The organism is Massilia sp. Masssp94 (assembly GCF_059491305.1).
In genome coordinates this window covers 3,285,111-3,301,908 of record NZ_CP168501.1, presented here as the reverse complement: position 1 = coordinate 3,301,908, position 16,798 = coordinate 3,285,111, and the positions used below count along the sequence as shown (strand labels likewise).

General features: G+C 64.6%; 14 protein-coding genes. 3 read left to right on the top strand and 11 right to left on the bottom strand.

Annotated features, from left to right (window positions below):
* Positions 1-43 precede the first annotated feature (43 nt).
* Positions 44-916: a Kdo hydroxylase KdoO gene (gene kdoO, locus ACEN9G_RS14640; RefSeq protein ID WP_413338858.1), complete on the bottom strand. Its 873-nt coding sequence runs from the start codon at positions 914-916 to the stop codon at positions 44-46.
* Between the two features lie 12 nt (positions 917-928).
* Positions 929-2,776 (bottom strand): ABCB family ABC transporter ATP-binding protein/permease, encoded by a 1,848-nt coding sequence (locus tag ACEN9G_RS14635; protein WP_413338856.1) that lies wholly within the window; start codon positions 2,774-2,776, stop codon positions 929-931.
* 61 nt (positions 2,777-2,837) lie between these two features.
* Here ACEN9G_RS14635 and ACEN9G_RS14630 point away from each other — a divergent pair, with 61 nt between their 5' ends.
* Both ACEN9G_RS14630 and ACEN9G_RS14625 read left to right on the top strand, forming a co-directional pair.
* Positions 2,838-3,272, top strand: a complete 435-nt coding sequence (locus tag ACEN9G_RS14630; protein WP_413338854.1) for an acyl-CoA thioesterase — start codon at positions 2,838-2,840, stop codon at positions 3,270-3,272.
* 10 nt (positions 3,273-3,282) lie between these two features.
* Positions 3,283-4,860, top strand: a complete 1,578-nt coding sequence (locus tag ACEN9G_RS14625; RefSeq protein ID WP_413338852.1) for an alkaline phosphatase D family protein — start codon at positions 3,283-3,285, stop codon at positions 4,858-4,860.
* 156 nt (positions 4,861-5,016) lie between these two features.
* On the opposite strand, the gene ACEN9G_RS14620 is transcribed toward ACEN9G_RS14625, so the two are convergent.
* The 4 genes from ACEN9G_RS14620 to ACEN9G_RS14605 form a co-directional block, all read right to left on the bottom strand.
* Complete coding sequence (locus ACEN9G_RS14620) at positions 5,017-6,696, bottom strand: long-chain-fatty-acid--CoA ligase (RefSeq protein WP_413338850.1); 1,680 nt, start codon at positions 6,694-6,696, stop codon at positions 5,017-5,019.
* A gap of 91 nt (positions 6,697-6,787) precedes the next feature.
* Positions 6,788-8,470, bottom strand: a complete 1,683-nt coding sequence (locus ACEN9G_RS14615; protein ID WP_413338848.1) for a long-chain-fatty-acid--CoA ligase — start codon at positions 8,468-8,470, stop codon at positions 6,788-6,790.
* Between the two features lie 164 nt (positions 8,471-8,634).
* A complete protein-coding gene (locus ACEN9G_RS14610; protein ID WP_413338846.1) occupies positions 8,635-9,750 on the bottom strand; it encodes an aminopeptidase in 1,116 nt (371 codons plus the stop codon).
* Between the two features lie 9 nt (positions 9,751-9,759).
* Positions 9,760-11,841, bottom strand: coding sequence for a molybdopterin-containing oxidoreductase family protein (locus ACEN9G_RS14605; protein ID WP_413338844.1), 2,082 nt, complete (start codon positions 11,839-11,841; stop codon positions 9,760-9,762).
* Positions 11,842-11,979: 138 nt separating this feature from the next.
* Between ACEN9G_RS14605 and ACEN9G_RS14600 the strand changes: the two genes are divergently transcribed.
* Positions 11,980-13,194, top strand: coding sequence for a M20 aminoacylase family protein (locus ACEN9G_RS14600; RefSeq protein ID WP_413338842.1), 1,215 nt, complete (start codon positions 11,980-11,982; stop codon positions 13,192-13,194).
* Here the strand turns inward: ACEN9G_RS14600 and ACEN9G_RS14595 are convergent.
* Genes ACEN9G_RS14595 through ACEN9G_RS14575 form a run of 5 tightly spaced genes read right to left on the bottom strand, consistent with a single transcriptional unit; the run spans position 13,160 to position 16,745 of the window.
* A complete protein-coding gene (locus ACEN9G_RS14595; protein ID WP_413338840.1) occupies positions 13,160-13,924 on the bottom strand; it encodes an ABC transporter ATP-binding protein in 765 nt (254 codons plus the stop codon). The genes ACEN9G_RS14600 and ACEN9G_RS14595 overlap by 35 nt on opposite strands.
* Positions 13,914-14,693, bottom strand: a complete 780-nt coding sequence (locus ACEN9G_RS14590; protein WP_413338838.1) for an ABC transporter permease — start codon at positions 14,691-14,693, stop codon at positions 13,914-13,916. The genes ACEN9G_RS14595 and ACEN9G_RS14590 overlap by 11 nt, the downstream gene beginning before the upstream one ends.
* A gap of 17 nt (positions 14,694-14,710) precedes the next feature.
* Positions 14,711-15,139, bottom strand: coding sequence for a cupredoxin domain-containing protein (locus ACEN9G_RS14585; RefSeq protein ID WP_413338837.1), 429 nt, complete (start codon positions 15,137-15,139; stop codon positions 14,711-14,713).
* Entirely contained in the window at positions 15,136-15,699 is a 564-nt protein-coding gene (locus ACEN9G_RS14580) for an SCO family protein (RefSeq protein WP_413338835.1), read from the bottom strand. The genes ACEN9G_RS14585 and ACEN9G_RS14580 overlap by 4 nt, the downstream gene beginning before the upstream one ends.
* Entirely contained in the window at positions 15,696-16,745 is a 1,050-nt protein-coding gene (locus ACEN9G_RS14575) for an ABC transporter substrate-binding protein (protein ID WP_413338833.1), read from the bottom strand. Before ACEN9G_RS14575 ends, ACEN9G_RS14580 begins: the two co-directional genes overlap by 4 nt.
* Positions 16,746-16,798: the final 53 nt, after the last annotated feature.

The window sequence follows — 16,798 nt, the reverse complement described above, 5'->3', positions numbered from 1 at the left end:
ACTTTTGGGGTTCAGTTCAATCGCGCGGCCGTTTTTGCATTTGTCACACCAGCGCATGTCCCTGCATCCGTGTGAGAATCGCCAGCGGACTCGCTTCCTTGTCGTACTGGTGCATGGGCGACAGCTGCAGCGTGTGCTCCATCATGTACTGTCCCGCCATCACGGCGTGCGAGGTCTGGTCCGAGAAGCACACCCACGCGCAGCCCGGCGGGAAGTTGAAGGTGACCTGCGGCGCGTTCTTCTGGTAATCGAGGTCCGACTTCATCGCGTCGTGCAGCTGCAGCATGATGTGGTCGTATTCGCTGCGCAGGGACTTCGTCACGTGCAGCGCATTCAGCACCTTCGCCTGCCATGCCGAATACGGCTTCACCTTCGGCAGGAAGCGGCGCGCCACGTCCTCGAACGGCTCGCCCACGCGCCATACGCGCGGTTCGCCTTCCAGGTTCACGTTGGTGAACACCCGCAGCAGGCGCTCGCCGTAGTTGGGGCGCGACGGGAAGGCGTCGACGTGCATGCGGCGGTCGTCGGCGCGCCACGATTGCACGCGGTTCTGCACGACGGAAGGACGGAAGCTCGTCGCGCCGCGGCGCAGGTGTTCGCCGTAGCGCGGCACCAGGTTCGCGAGCAGGCCTTCCGCTTCGGTGCGGAAGCGCCCGATCATCCCGGCCATCAGCGCCTTCGTCGCATCGTCGCCGACGACGCCTTTCAGGTCGCCGCTCGTGGACAGGCTGATGTTGCGGATCTTGGGGTCCCGGATGTCTTCGCGGAACAGCGCCAGCTCTTCCTTCTGCGGCGCGAAGCCGTGCTGCGCGAAGTTGGGGAAGTACAGCACCTTGCCCGCTTCCAGCGCGGCGATCCAGGCCGGGTTGCCGTGGCCGACGTCGGCCATGTCGATCTCGACGATCTGTTTTTCCATCCTGTTCAATCCTTAATCTTGTACCACTTCGACCGGCGGTGACGCCAGGTCCTCGTCCTGCCTTGCCTGCTGGCGGTCCCACATCTGCCTGTACAGGCCGTCCGCCGCGATCAGCGCGGCATGCGTGCCCCGTTCGACGATGCGGCCGTGGTCGAGCACGAGGATCTGGTGGGCGTCCGCGATGGTCGACAGGCGGTGCGCGATGACGAGCGTCGTTCTCTGCTTCGCGATTTCCTTCAGCTGCGCCTGGATCGCCTGCTCCGACTTCGAATCGAGCGCCGACGTGGCTTCGTCGAAGATCAGGATCGCGGGATTCTTCAGCAGGGTGCGCGCGATGGCGACCCGCTGTTTCTCGCCGCCCGACAGTTTGAGGCCGCGTTCACCCACCATTGTCGCATAGCCGTCCGGCAGGGTTTCGATGAAGTCGTGGATCGACGCCGCGCGCGCCGCCGCCACGATGTCCGCGCGGCTCGCGCCCGGACGGCCGTAGGCGATGTTGTATTCGATGGTGTCGTTGAACAGCACCGTGTCCTGCGGGACGATGCCGATCGCGTGGCGCAGCGAATCCTGCGTCACGTTGCGCACGTCCTGGTCGTCGATGCGTATGGCCCCTTGCTGCACGTCGTAGAAGCGGAACAGCAGGCGGGATAACGTCGACTTGCCCGAGCCGCTGTGTCCCACCACGGCCGTCGTCGTGCCGGGCGGGATCGTGAAGTCGACGTCGAACAGGATCTGGCGGTTCGGGTCATAGCTGAATTCCACATGCGAGAATTCCACTCTTGCCCCGTGCGTCGCGAGCGGCCTGGCGTCCGGTGAATCCGCCACTTCGCGGTTCTGCTCGAGGAGTCCGAACAGGCGCTCCATGTCCGCGAGGCTCTGCTTGATCTCGCGGTAGATCACGCCGAGGAAGTTCAGCGGGATGTACAGCTGGATCATGAAGGAGTTCACGAGCACGAGGTCACCCAGGGTCATCGTCTTGTCGATCACGCCCTGCGTCGCGCGCCACAGGATCGCCGTGACGGCGGCGGCGATGATCAGCGACTGCCCGGTGTTCAGGAACGACAGCGACGTCTGCGAGCGCACGGCCGCCTGCTCGTACTTCTGCAGGCCTTCGTCGTAGCGCCTGGCCTCGTAGTCCTCGTTGCCGAAGTATTTCACCGTCTCGTAGTTGATCAGCGAATCGATCGCCTTCGTGTTCGCCTTCGAATCCAGCTCGTTCATCGTGCGGCGGAAGTGCGTGCGCCATTCCGTCACGGTGACGGTGAACGTGATGTACGTGACCAGCGCGATCGCGGTGATGCCAGCGAACCAGGCGTCGTAATGCGTGCCGAGGTAACCCAGCACCAGCGTGATCTCGACGAGCGTCGGCAGGATCGAGAACAGGGAATACGACACGAGCGAGCTGACGCCGCGCGTGCCGCGCTCGATGTCGCGCGTCATGCCGCCCGTCTGCCGGTTCAGGTGGAAGCGCAGCGACAGCGCGTGCAAGTGCCGGAACACTTTCAGCGCGATCGTGCGCACGGCGCGCTGCGTCACGCGCGCGAACAGGAATTCGCGCAGTTCGGTGAACAGCGTCGTCGAAAAGCGCAGCGCGCCGTACGCGACCAGCGCGCCGAGCGGCAGCACGAGCAGGGCGTGCGGATCCGTCGGGCTGATCGTCAGCGCGTCGATGAGCTTTTTCAGCACGAGCGGCACGCCCACGTTGGCCATCTTGGCGCCGACGAGGCAGATCAATGCGGCCAGCACGCGCCATTTATAGACCCACAAATAGGGCAGCAAGGTGGCGATGGTGGCCCAGTCGTTCCGTTTGGCGTTCGGGTCGGCGGCGGGCGGCAGGGAGTTCGGAGAGGAGCGTCGCATGGCAGGGCTCGAGGTTTTATGGTTCAATCGAGAGGATTGTAGCCTTTACCGAGAATTCAAGATGACCCAGCCAGTAAACACCACCCCGTCCATCACCCGCCTGCCTGAAGGAAAGATGCCCGTGCTGCGGATGATGCCCGCCCCGTCCGATGCGAACGTCTACGGGGACGTGTTCGGCGGCTGGATCATGGCCCAGGTCGACGTGGCCGGCTCCCTGCCGGCCGTGCGCCGCGCAAACGGCCGCGTTGCCACCATCGCCGTGAATTCCTTCGTGTTCAAGAATCCCGTGTTCGTCGGCGACCTGCTGTCGTTCTACGCCGACATCGTCAAGGTCGGCAATACGTCGATCACCGTCTACGTCGAGGTCTATGCGGAGCGCAACCGCCTGCAGACGGACGTCGTCAAGGTGACGGAAGCGACGCTGACCTATGTCGCCACGGGCCCGGACCGCAAGCCGCGCCAGTTGCCGCCGCTCGAGTCGCTGATCGCGCAGTAATCACCTCCTGATGACCTGGCCGCGCCGCCTGTTCCTGCTGAACGCCGCGCGGCTCGCAGCGGCATCGTCGTCGCTGCTGCTCGCCAAACCGTCGAACGCGGCCGGTTATCCGTTCAGCCTTGGCGTCGCGTCGGGCTCGCCCCTGCCCGATTCCGTGATCCTGTGGACGCGCGTCGCGCCCGATCCGCTCGACGCGACCAGGACGCCGCCCCTCGCCCTCGCCTTGCGCTGGGAAGTGGCGCACGACGGCGCGTTCCGCAAGATCGCCGCGAAGGGCACCGCCGTCGCGACGGCGGAACTGGCGCACAGCGTGCGCGTGGACGTGCGCGGCCTGGAACCGGGGCGCTGGTACTGGTACCGCTTCATGCTGGGCGACGCCGTCAGCCCCGTCGGCCGCACGCGCACGGCGCCGGCGCCGGACAGCATGCCGGACAGCCTGAAACTCGCCGTCGCGTCGTGCCAGCACTGGGAATTCGGAAGCTATGCGGCGCACCGCTACCTCGCGCAGGCGAACCCGGACCTCGTCGCCTTCCTCGGCGACTACATCTACGAATGGGGCGCGTACCGCCTGCAGCATCCGGCGCCCGGCGTGCGGATCGTGCGCCAGGACGAATCGTTCACCCTGGCGGACTATCGCCGCCGCTATGCGCAATACAAGACGGACCCGGACCTGCAGGCCGCGCACCTGATCGCGCCCTGGATCGTCACGTGGGACGACCACGAGGTCGCGAACGACTACGCGGCGGACCGCGACGAGCGCCTGTCGCCGACTTTCCTCCAGCGCCGCGCGGCCGCCTACCAGGCCTTCTTCGAGCACATGCCGCTGCGCCTGCCGCCACCGAAGAGTTTTGCGAGCGTGCGCATGTTCCAGCGCTACGACTGGGGGCGCCTCGCGCGCTTCCACGTGCTCGACGACCGCCAGTACCGCGCGTGGGAAGCGTGCTCGCATCCGGGCATCGGCGGCTCGAATTCCGTGACGCCGCGCGCCTGCCCCGCCCTGCTCGACCCACGCCGCACGATGCTGGGGGCGGAGCAGGAAGCGTGGCTGAAGGCGGGGCTGGCGTCGTCGAAGGCGCGCTGGAACGTCCTCGCGCAGCAGACGATGATGGCGCAGTCGTCGCAGATCCCGGTGGGGAGTGGCGACGGCGGCCGCTTCTGGACGGACGGGTGGGACGGTTACCCGGTCGCGCGCCGGCGCCTGCTCGACACGCTCGTGGACACGCGCGCCGCGAACCCGCTCGTGCTGGGCGGCGACGTGCACACGTTCTACGCGACGGAGCTGCGGCGCGATTTCAACCGGCCCGTGTCGACCGCGAATCCGGTCGTCGCGACGGAATTCGTCGGCACGTCGGTCACGTCGAATTCGCGCCCGCAGCTGCGCACGTCGCAATACGTGGCGATGAACCCGCACCTCCGGTACGGGCGCAGCGACAAGCGGGGGTACATGCTGATGGAGATTACCCCCGGCGAGACGCGCACGCATTTCATCGGGCTGGACGAGGTGCGCGATCCGAAGACCGTCCAGCGGGAGCTGGCGGCCTTTCGGGTCGAGGATGGGAAGCCTGGGGTGGAGATCACGGCGGTCTAGAACGTGTTTCTTGCCGCTGCATTAAAAACCGTCATTCCCGCGCAGGCGGGAATCCAAGCTGAGGCGCCGGCGTCGCAACGTTAGAAATGCTGCGGCGCTTCAGGTATCGCGATTACTGATGCTCAGCATGGGTCCCCGCCTCCGCGGGGACGACGGTTAGGCAGTCTGCTTTTCATCCCGCAGCTCGCGCCGCAGGATCTTGCCGACGTTCGTCTTGGGCAGGCTGTCGCGGAACTCGACGTACTTCGGCCGCTTGTAGCCCGTCAGCTGCTCCTTGCAGAAGGCCAGCAGGTCGTCCTTGGTCAGCGTCTTGTCCTTCTTGACGACGTACAGCTTGACGGCCTCGCCCGAATGCTGGTCCGGCACGCCCACGCACGCCACTTCCAGCACGCCCGGGTGCGCGGCGACGACGTCTTCCACTTCGTTCGGGTACACGTTGAAGCCGGAAACGAGGATCATGTCCTTCTTGCGGTCGACGATCTTCACGGCGCCGCTGGCGTTCATCACGCCGATGTCGCCGGTCTTGAAGAAGCCGTCCGCCGTCATGACCTTCACCGTCTCGTCCGGACGCTGCCAGTAGCCGGCCATCACCTGCGGGCCGCGCACGGCGATCTCGCCGGCCGTGCCGAACGGGACTTCGTTGTCGGATTCGTCGATGATGCGCAGCTCCGTCGAGGGCAGCGCAAAGCCGATGGTGCCCGTGAATTCGGTGATGTCGCAGCGGTTGGCGGCGACCACCGGCGACGTCTCCGACAGGCCGTAGCCTTCGACGATCGGCGCGCCCGTCACCGCGAGCCATTTGTCGGCCACGGCCTTCTGCACGGCCATGCCGCCGCCCGGGCACACCTTCAGGCCCGAGAAATCCAGGCTCGCGAAGTCCGGGTGGTTCAGCAGGCCGTTGTACAGCGTGTTCACGGCCGGGAAGACGTGCATGCGGTATTTCTTGAGCTCCTTGATGAAGCCGCCGATGTCGCGCGGGTTCGGGATCAGGAGGTTCGTGCCGCCCGCGCGCAGGCCCATCAGGGCGCACACGGTCAGCGCATAGATGTGGTACAGCGGCAGCGCGCACACGAAGATCGGCGTCTCGCCGGCCGGGATCTTGGCCAGCGTCGGCGCGAACCAGGCTTCGTTCTGCAGCACGTTGGCGATCACATTCTTATGCTTCAGCACCGCGCCCTTCGACACGCCCGTCGTGCCGCCCGTGTACTGCAGGAAGGCGACGTCTTCATGGCCGCACTCGACCGGCTTGCGGGACAGGCGCGCGCCTTCGGCCAGCATGCGCTTGAACGGCACGGCGGACGGCAGCGACCACGCCGGCACCATCTTCTTGACGGTGCGGACGACGAAGTTGACGAGCAGGCCCTTCACGCCGAGCAGGTCGCCCATGGTGGCGACGATGACGTGCCTGAGCTTCGTGTTGTGCGCGACTTCGGCGACGGTGTGCGCGAAGTTCTCCAGCACGACGATGGCTTCCGCGCCCGAATCGTTCAGCTGGTGCTGCAATTCGCGCGCCGTGTACAGCGGGTTGACGTTGACGATGGTGTAGCCGGCGCGCAGGATGGCGGCCATCGCCACCGGATATTGCAGCACGTTCGGCAGCATGATCGCCACGCGCGCGCCCGGCGCCAGGCCCTTCTGCTGCAGCCACGCGGCCATCGCGCCGGACAGCTTGTCCAGCTCCGCGAACGACATGGACTTGCCCATGCACGCAAAGGCGTCGCGGTTGGCGTACTTGCGGAAGGAATCCTCCAGCAGGTGCGTGAGGGAGCGGTACTGCGTCCAGTCGATTTCCGCAGGCACGCCCGCCTCGTACGACTTCAGCCAGAATTTGTCCATGTCATTGCCTCGCTAGTTCTCAATCATATGAATCGTATGCGCAAAAAAACCGCCCGGCAAACGGGCGGTTCATGCTCGCTGCCCGGTGACGCTACGCCGCCTGCTTTTCCTCGCGCAGCGCGCGGCGCAGGATCTTGCCGACGTTCGTCTTCGGCAGCTCGGTGCGAAATTCGATGTACTTGGGCTTCTTGTAGCCGGTGAGCTCGCGCCTGCAGTAGTCCATCAGCTGCTCGGCCGTCAGGCTCGCATCCTTGCGCACGACGAACACCTTCACGGCCTCGCCGGAATGCTCGTCCGGCACGCCGACCACCGCGCATTCCAGCACGCCCGGATGCGCCGCGATCACCGCTTCCAGTTCGTTCGGATACACGTTGAAGCCCGACACGAGGATCATGTCCTTCTTGCGGTCGACGATCTTCACGTAGCCGTTGTCATCCATGATGCCGACGTCGCCCGACTTGAAGAAGCCGTCCGCCGTCATGACTTTCGCCGTCTCATCCGGACGGTTCCAGTAACCGGCCATCACCTGCGGACCGCGGATCGCGATCTCGCCGATGCTGCCCACCGGCAGCGGGCGGCCGTCGTCGTCGACGATGGCGATGTCCGTCGACGGCACCGGCAAGCCGATCGTGCCGGTGAAGCCGGGCACGTCGCAGCGGTTGCACGTGGCCACGGGCGACGTCTCCGACAGGCCGTAGCCTTCGATGATGTTGGTGCCCGTGAGCGACTTCCACTTGTCGTTGACGGCCTGCTGCACGGCCATGCCGCCGCCGTTGGAGACCTTCAGCGCGCTGAAATCGACGTCCTTGAAATCGGGGTGGTTCACCAGCGCGTTGTACAAGGTGTTCACCGCGGGCAGCATGTTGATGCGGTACTTCTTGAGCTCCTTGATGAACCCCGGGATGTCGCGCGGGTTCGGGATCAGGATGTTCAGCGCGCCCACGCGCATGCCCCACAGCGCGCACGCCGTCAGCGCGAAGATGTGGTACAGCGGCAGCGCGCACACGATGGTCGGGAATTCGACGAGCGGAGGCTGGCTCATCGCCGGCTTCGACCACGCCTCCGTCTGCAGGATGTTGGCGATGACGTTGCGGTGCGTGAGCGTCGCGCCCTTCGACACGCCCGTCGTGCCGCCCGTGTACTGCAAAAAGGCGACGTCGCTGCTCTTCAGTTGCGCCGCCTGGAACGGCATCTTCGCGCCCTGCGCCAGCGCGTCCTTGAAGCGCACCATGTGCGGGATCGTAAAGTCCGGCACCATCTTCTTGACGTTGCGGACGACGAAGTTGACGAGCATGCCCTTGGCACCGCCCAGCAGCTCGCCCATGCTGGCCACGACGACGTGGCGCACCAGCGTTTTACTCAGTACCTGCTCGACCGTGTGCGCGAAGTTCTCGAGCACGATGATGGCTTCGCTGCCCGAATCCTTCAGCTGGTGTTCCAGCTCGCGCGGCGTGTACAGCGGATTGACGTTGACGACCGTATAGCCCGCGCGCAGGATCGCGGCCAGCGCCACCGGGTATTGCAGCACGTTCGGCATCATGACCGCCACGCGCGCGCCCGGCTTCATGCCGCGGCTCTGCAGCCAGGCCGCCAGGCGCTTCGACATGTTGTCCAGTTCCCCGTAGGTGAGGAACTTGTCCATGCAGACGTACGCGTTGTTCGCCGCATACTTGCGGAACGATTCCTCCAGCATTTGCACCAGCGAACCATACTGGTCGGGATCGATTTCCGCCGGCACGCCGGGCGGGTAAGCCTTGAGCCAAATCTTGTCCATCGGTGCCTCTGTCTCCAGTATCGTTATCGTTCTGAGCGCGGCCCAAAAAAAAATCGCACGGTCGTGCTGATATTATTAAACAAGATGCTATCGGGCAGCGCCCGCGGACGCAAGCACTTTTGCGCTTTTCGAACAACGACTCTATCGACGTTTGACGTAAATGGCTACGGTCGCGTTTCGCTGCGCTGCACCATCAACGGTGCCGTCACGAGCGGCGGCACCAGGGCGTTCAGCACGCGGTGGCGGTCGGAACGGTCCATGTCGGCCAGTTTTTTGACGGCGTTATAGAATTTCGGGAAGCTGCCCTCGCGTTGCAATAGCGCGCGGAACGCCGGCACGAAATCCTCGTAGGTCGCGATCGATGCCAGGTGAGCGTTCGACAACGGCTGCTCGAAGAACCGATCATACCCTGCATACCCGCCCCAATTGCCCTTCAGGACCTGGTATTCGTCCTTCAACTCCTGGAACAAACGCGCCTTGACGGCCCGCTTCTGCGCATCGCTGCGGTCGACGAGCGCGTAATTCTGCTCGAGCGCCTTGCGGTACTTCATCAGCAAACCGAGGAAATCCTTCTTGCGGCTCCGGTAGCGCGCATAGGCGTCGCGCATCTGCTGGTTGCCGAAGCGCTCCATCCAGCGCTCGACGCCGACCTCTTCCACCGTCGACGCGAACGCTTCGTTGAATTGCGAATCGCCCTGCACGTACACGATCTGGTGCGCCAGCTCGTGGAAGATCATGCGCGCCAGTTCGCCGTCCGGGTAATTGATGAACGTGGAGATCAGCGGATCGCTGAACCAGCCCAGGGTCGAATACGCGGCCACGCCGCCGACCTCGACGTCGTCACCGGCGTCGCGCAATTCCTTCGCGTACGACTCGGCCGCTTCCTTGTTGTAATAGCCGCGGTAGTTCACGCAGCCGGCGACGGGGAAGCACCATTGCAGGGGCCGCAGCGACAGCTCGGGCGTGGCGACGACGTTCCACAACACGTATTGCCGCTTCAGCGCCGCGTAGTTTTTATAACTGTTGTTGTCGGGTAAAGCCATTTCGGCAACTGCGAAGCGGCGGATCTGGCGCGCCGTCTCGAGGCGATGGCGCAGTTTGGTACTGGTGCCGGGGTCGGCGATCCAGTCATCGATCGGACGGGCGTCCGACAGGAGTTCAAGCTGCCCTTGGGCGGCCTGGGTGTAGTAATTCAGCGTCGAGCAGCTGGCCAGCAGCCCCGCTGCCGTGCCTGCGATCAGCACGGGGCGGAGCCACGGGGTAATCCGTGTGAGTTTCATATTTCCAGATCATGGTGCGGCCTTTTCAACCTGCACCAGCGTGTCGTAAAAGGTGGGCGCCCGGCCCATGTCGGTCAGGCGCTGACTGGTGACTTCGTTGGCGTTCTTGCCGTCGCTGGCGAGCTTCTTCCACCAGATCGACAGGCCGACGACGAGGCCGGCCCGCGCTTTGGCGGTGACCCGGGCGCGCGCGACGAACGCGCCCCGGTCGTTGAAGATGCGCACCATCTCCTTATCGACGATGCCCCGGGAGGCGGCATCAAGGGGATGGATGTCCAGGTGCGGTTCACCTTCCGTTGCGCGGAGGCTCTGGACATTGACAAAGGTTGAGTTGAGGAAGTTCCTGGCCGGCGGAGAAATCATCGCCAACGGATATTTCTCAGCCAGTTCGGGGTTGGAGGCGACCGATTCGTAGTTCGGGATATAGGTCGGCAGCGGGTCGAGGCCATCGGCCAGCATCGAGCTCGAATAAAACTCGCACTTGCCGGACGGCGTCGGAAAGCCGCCTTCGGCGAACGGCGCGGCCGGCATGTTCAGCTTTTGCCAGCCCGTGCGCTTCAGCGACGACCAGTCGAAGTGCACGGCGCGTTCGTGTTTCCTGTCGAACGCTTGCGCGGCCAGTTCGTCGTCCGTCTCGTCGAAGATCGGGTCGTTCATGCCCATGCGCTTCGCGATCAGGCGGAAGATTTCCGTGTTCGGCTTCGATTCGCCCAATGGCGCGATCGCCGCATTATTCGCCATCATGTACAAATGGCCATACGCGAGGTGCGCGTCGACGTGTTCCAGCTGCGTGGTGGCCGGCAGCAGGATGTCCGCGTAGTCGGCGGTGTCGGTCTGGAAGTGTTCCAGCACCACCGTAAAGAGATCCTCGCGCTCGAAGCCGCGCTGCACCTGCGCCGAATCCGGCGCGATCGCGAGCGGGTTCGAGTTGTACACGATGACCGCCTCGATCTTCGGGCCGAAATCCGGCGACGCGTCGCGCTGCAGGTCGGCGCCGATCGTGTTCATGTTAATCGTGCGCGGAAGCTTGCCGCGCAACAGGTCCGGGCGTTGCAGGACGGTTTTATTGGCCGGGAACGTGCCCGACGTCGACAACTGCACGCCGCCCGCCGCGTGGCGCCACGCGCCCACGAGCGCCGGCAGGCATGCGATATTGCGCACGGCCATGCCGCCGCCATGCACGCGCTGCAGGCCGTAGTTCATGCGGATCGCAACCGGTTCGCCCGCGCGCGCCGTGCGGCCGTACTCGCGCGCGAGGTCGACGACTTCTTCCACCGTGATGCCGCAGGTTGCAGCCGTGCGCTCCGGCGTCCATTCGGCCACCCGGTCCTTCAGTTGCGCGAAGCCGAACGTGTGCTTCTCGATGTAGTCGTGGTCGAGCAGGTTGTCCTTCACCAGCACGTGCATCATGCCCAGCGCCAGCGCGGCGTCCGTGCCGGGCATCAGCGCGATGTGCTGGTGGCATTTCTCGGCGGTCAGCGAGCGATACGGATCGATGGCGATCAGCTTCGCGCCGCGGCGCTTGGCTTCCTGCAAACGCGTCCACAAATGCAGGTTCGACGCGATGGGATTGCCGCCCCAGATCAAGACCAGCTTCGCATCCTGGAACTGTTCGGTATCCGTGCCGATCGAACCACCGATCGTGTATTTGTAGCCCGTGGCACCGGCGTTCGCGCACACGGTGCGGTCGAGCAGGGAAGCACCGAGCGTGTTGAAGAAACGCATGGCCATCGCCTCGCCCTGCACGAGGCCCATCGTGCCGCAATAGCTGTACGGCAGGATCGCCTGCGGGTCACGCGCGGCAATGGGTTGCAGGCGGTTCGCGATCTCGTCGAGCGCCTGTTCCCACGTGATGCGTTCGAACCTGCCTTCGCCCTTTTTACCCACGCGGCGCATCGGGTACAGCAGGCGGTCGGGGTGGTACGTGCGTTCGACGTAGCGCGAGACCTTGGTGCACAGCACCCCGGCCGTCGTCGGATGATCCGGATCGCCCTTGACCTCCGTGGCCACGCCGTCCTCCACGGTCACGAGCAACGCGCAGGTATCGGGGCAGTCATGCGGACAGGCGCCGCGGACGATGGTCTTGGTCATGGATTCATCCGGAAAAACGTCGATAAACCAGTACTTTATACGATTCCGGTGGCAGCCGCCGGGGCTCTGGCCTTCCACATGATGGAAGGGCTACAATAGTTCAAAACATGCATGCCTATCAGGCATGAGGAGAGATCAATGAGACTGGTAGAACCCATACTCGCTTACCAATCCGAGCTCGAAACGATCCGGCGCGACATCCACGCCCATCCCGAACTCTGCTACGAAGAACAACGCACGGCCGACGTGGTGGCCGCGCGCCTCACCGAATGGGGCATCCCCGTCGTCCGCGGGCTGGGCGTGACGGGTGTCGTCGGCATCATCAAGAACGGCACCTCGGACCGCGCCATCGGCCTGCGTGCCGACATGGACGCCCTGCCGATGCAGGAACTCAACACATTTGATCACGCGTCGCGCCACGCCGGCAAGATGCATGCTTGTGGTCATGACGGGCACACAACGATGCTGTTGGGTGCAGCCCACTATCTGTCGCAGAACCGCAACTTCGACGGCACCGTCTACCTGATCTTCCAGCCGGCCGAGGAAGGCGGCGCCGGCGCGCGCCGCATGATGGACGATGGTTTGTTCGAACGTTTTCCGATGGACGCCGTGTACGGCATGCACAACTGGCCGGGCATCAAGGCGGGCAGCTTCGGCGTCGTCGCGGGGCCGATGATGGCATCCAGTAACGAGTTCCGCGTCGTCGTCAAGGGCAAGGGCGCGCATGCCGCGCAGCCGCACCGCGGCATCGATCCCGTGATGGCCGCCGTGCAGATCGCGCAAGCGTGGCAGACGATCATCTCGCGCGAAAAGAACCCGCTCGATACGGCCGTCCTGTCGATCACGCAGATCCACGCCGGCAGCGCCACCAACGTCATCCCGGACGAAGCCGTCATGATCGGCACCGTGCGCACGTTCTCCACCAGCGTGCTGGACCTGATCGAGCGGCGCATGAACGAGATCGCGAGCGGCCTGGCCGCCGGTTTCGGCGCAACCATCGATTTCTCGTTCAAGCGCAACTACCCGCCCCTGATCAATCACCCGGAACAGACGGCGTTCGCGATCGAAGCGATGCGTGCGGTGGTGGGTGCGGACAACGTCGACACGAACGTCGAACCGACGATGGGCGCCGAGGACTTCGCGTTCATGTTGCAGGAAAAGCCGGGCTGCTATGTCTTCATCGGCAACGGCGACGGCGATCATCGAAGCCACGGGCACGGCCTCGGACCGTGCCAGCTGCACAACGGCAGCTACGACTTCAACGACCACCTGCTGCCGATCGGCGCGAGCTTCTGGGCGAGATTGGTCGAGATGAGCCTTACAGCCCCAGCTCCTTCAACACGGCTTCCTTGAGATCCTGCGCGTCAAGGCTGGACATCCTGCGCGGATGCGGGATGTTCACCTCGAACGTGGCCTGGATCGTCGTCGGCCGCGGCGACAGCACGACAATGCGGTCGGCCAGGTGCACGGCTTCCTCGACGTCGTGCGTGATCAGCAGCACCGTGTGGCGCTCCTCTTCCAGGATGCGCAGCAGCTCCATGCGCATCTTCAGATTCATGAGCGCGTCCAGCGCGGAGAACGGCTCGTCCATGTAGAGGATCTCGGGTTTCATGACGAGCGCCCGCGCGATCTCCACGCGTTTCAGCATGCCGCCCGACAGCTCGTGCGGATAGCTTTTTTCGAAACCTTTCAATCCCACCATCGCCGTGTAGTGGTCGGCGAGTTCCGCCTTCTCGGCCTCGCTGATGCCGTCCAGGCCGAACATCAGGTTCTGCTGCACCGTCAGCCACGGGAACACGGAGCCGTGCTGGGAAATGAGGATGCCCTTCGGGCTCGGACCGTGGCGCACCTGGCCGTCGATCAGGACGCGGCCTTCGTCCGGCTGATCGAAGCCGCACAGCATCTTCATCAACGTGGATTTGCCGCAGCCGGACGGCCCGACGATGGCGACGAATTCGCCGTCGCGGATCGTGAGGCTGATGCCGCCGACGACCGGCAGCGTGCCCTTGCGCGTCTCGAAGCTTCGACGGATGTCGTCGACGACGATCTTGTCCGCGACCTTGTAGTTCACCTTAGCGTCCATAGCGCCACCTTACCGATTTGAGACGTTCCAGGAGACGGGTGATCCCGTCCAGCATGAGGCCGATGATGCCGATGATGATCATGGCGGCGATCACGAGATCGTAGCGGTTGCCCGCGTTGCGCGAATCCATGATCAGGTAGCCGAGGCCCGAGCGCAGCGCGATCATTTCCGCCGCGACGACGACCAGCCACGCGACACCGAGCGTGATGCGCATGCCCACGATGATCTCGGGCAGCACGGCGGGAATGATCACCTGGCGATACAGCTTGGCGCGCGAGACGCCGAAGTTTTCCGCCGCGCGCAGGTAGCGCCGCTCGATCGTGTGCACGCCGGCCGCGGTCTGCACGATCATCGGGAACACGGACGCGATGAAGATCAGGAAGATCGGCGATGCGTTACCCACGCCGAACCACAGGATCGCGAGCGGGATCCACGCGATCGGAGAGATCGGACGCAGCAGCTGGAACAGCGGATTCAGCGTGACCCACGCGCCCTCCATGCGGCCGATCCAGAGGCCCAGCGGAATGGCGACGGCGATCGCCAGCAGGAAGCCGGTACCGACGCGCATCAGCGAGGAACCGATGTGCTCCCACAGCGTACCGTCCTGCACGAGTTCCCACGTGCCCTTGACGACCTGCCCCGGCGTCGGGAAGATCGCGCTCCTGGTCTGGACGACGACGATCCACCAGACCGCGATCAATAACGCCAGCACGACCGCCGGCGCAATGATCCGCGCCCGCTTCTGTGCAAAAAAGCTCTTCTTTTTCACAGCCTCTTGTCTCCCTCTTATGGTTGCATCCAATGTCGTGCGCGCCACACAAGCCGGCGCCAGCCCGCATCGGGCGCCGGCTCGACGACGATGCGCATCTGGCCGCTCGCGTGCGCCGTGCATTCGAACTGCACGTCCCCCGCGACGCCGAACGGCATCCTGAAACTCTGCCCCGGCATGATCAGCACGGGCCCGAACGTTTGCGGCACGTTGTCGAGATTCTTCAGCACGAGGATGTCCTTCACGCCCAGCGTGAGCCGGATCGACGTCGGCAGGATCTCGACCTTGTCGCCCGCCGCGCGCCGCGCGTACGTCCCGGCGGGAATCTCGAACAGCTGCTCGCGCGAGCTTGCGGGAATCGGCGCATACATGGCCCACAGCGTGGCCCACAGCGCCGCGATGGCCAGCACCGCCGCGGCCGGCAGCAGGATGCGGGAACGCGTCATTGATTCAGCAGGACGCGCACGTCGTGCACGACGTCATCCACCGCACGGCCGTACGGGCTCAATGCGCGCAGCTTGCCGGACCGGTCGATCAGGTAGACGAAGGACGAATGATTGAAACCGTAATTCGCACCGCTGCCCGTCCTCGTGGACGTGACGCCGTATTCCTTGCGCACCTCGGCCAGTTGCGCGGCGGGGCCGGTCGCGCCCACGAAGGTCGGATCGAACGCCGTCAGGTAGGCGCGCATGCGCTCCGCCGTGTCGCGCTCCGGGTCGACGGTCACGTACACGACCTGGAAATCCTTGCCCTGCGCGCCGAGCTTCGTTTTCACGGCCGCGAGTTCGGCGAGCGTCGTCGGGCAGACGGCCGGGCAGGACGTGAAGCCGAAGCCCAGCGCCACGACCTTGCCGCGGTAATCCGACAGCTTAAGAGGCTTGCCGGTCGAACCCTGCAGCGTGAAATCCGGCGCCATGCGGGGCGGCGAGAATTCCCCGGATTTCAATGCTTCCGCGCTCGCGGCCAACGGCAAGGCAAACAGCAGTGCTGCGGCGAGGCGTTTCATAGCGTGATCGTGACGGGGCGGACGGCCTTGAAGAAGCTTTCGTCCACGTACTGGTTGAACTGGATGGGTTTCTTCAGCGTGCCCGCGTCCAGCGACATCTGCATCAATTCGTCGAATTCCTTCGGGATGATGCGCAGGTCGCCATACGTGACACGGTCGCTCGGATTCGTCATCACGAATTTCAGGATCTTCGGATCCTGATTGAAGTATTTCCTGGTCGCGGCGATGGCGATGGCGCGGTCGCGGTGGACGGGATCCGCATCCATCCAGCTGCCGGCCGCCTGGACGTAGTTGACGAGGTCCTGCACGGCGGCGCGGTTGTTCGCGATCAGGTCTTCGCGCACGGTGAGCACGCAGCAGATGTAATTCGGCCATTCGTTGCGCGTCATGCGCAGCGGCGTCGCGTAACCGGCCATCTGCGCGGCGGCGCCGAACGGCTCGCCCGTGCAATAGGCATCGATGGCTTTCGCATACAGCGCGGCCGGCATGTCCGGCGGGGGCATCTCGACCAGTTCGACGTCCTTGATGTTCATGCCCTCTTCCGCCAGCATCTTGCGCAGGAAGAGCAGGTCGACGGCGAAACGGCTCGGGATGGCGACGCGCTTGCCCTGCAGGTCGCGGAATTTCTTGTAGCCGGCATCCGTGCGCACCATGATGACGGCGCCCGAGCGGTGGCCCAGCGACACGACCTTGACGGGGATATTGCTGGACACGAGGTCCATGACCATCGGCGCCAGCACATAGGCGGCCTGGATGCGGCCCGACATCAGCGATTCCTTCAGCTCGGGGAAGCCGCTGTATTTGCTGTACTCGAAGCCGAGCGGGTTCGCCGGCTTGGTTGCGGCATTCTTTGCGGCGATCTCGGCCTCTTTGGCCGCACACGCGACGGGCAGGGTCAGGTTACACGTCACCGGCAAACCGCCGACGACCAGTGATGCGCTTTTCTTCTCCGAAGAACACGCCGCCAAAGCGGACGGCAAGGCCATTGCCGACGCCAGTTTCAACAGCTGCCGCCGCGTGCGGAAGCCGTTTCCCAGATTATCCATGCTGCCCCTGTATTGGGTTCGTTATGTGCGGCAAGGGTAGAGAAGTTTTCGGC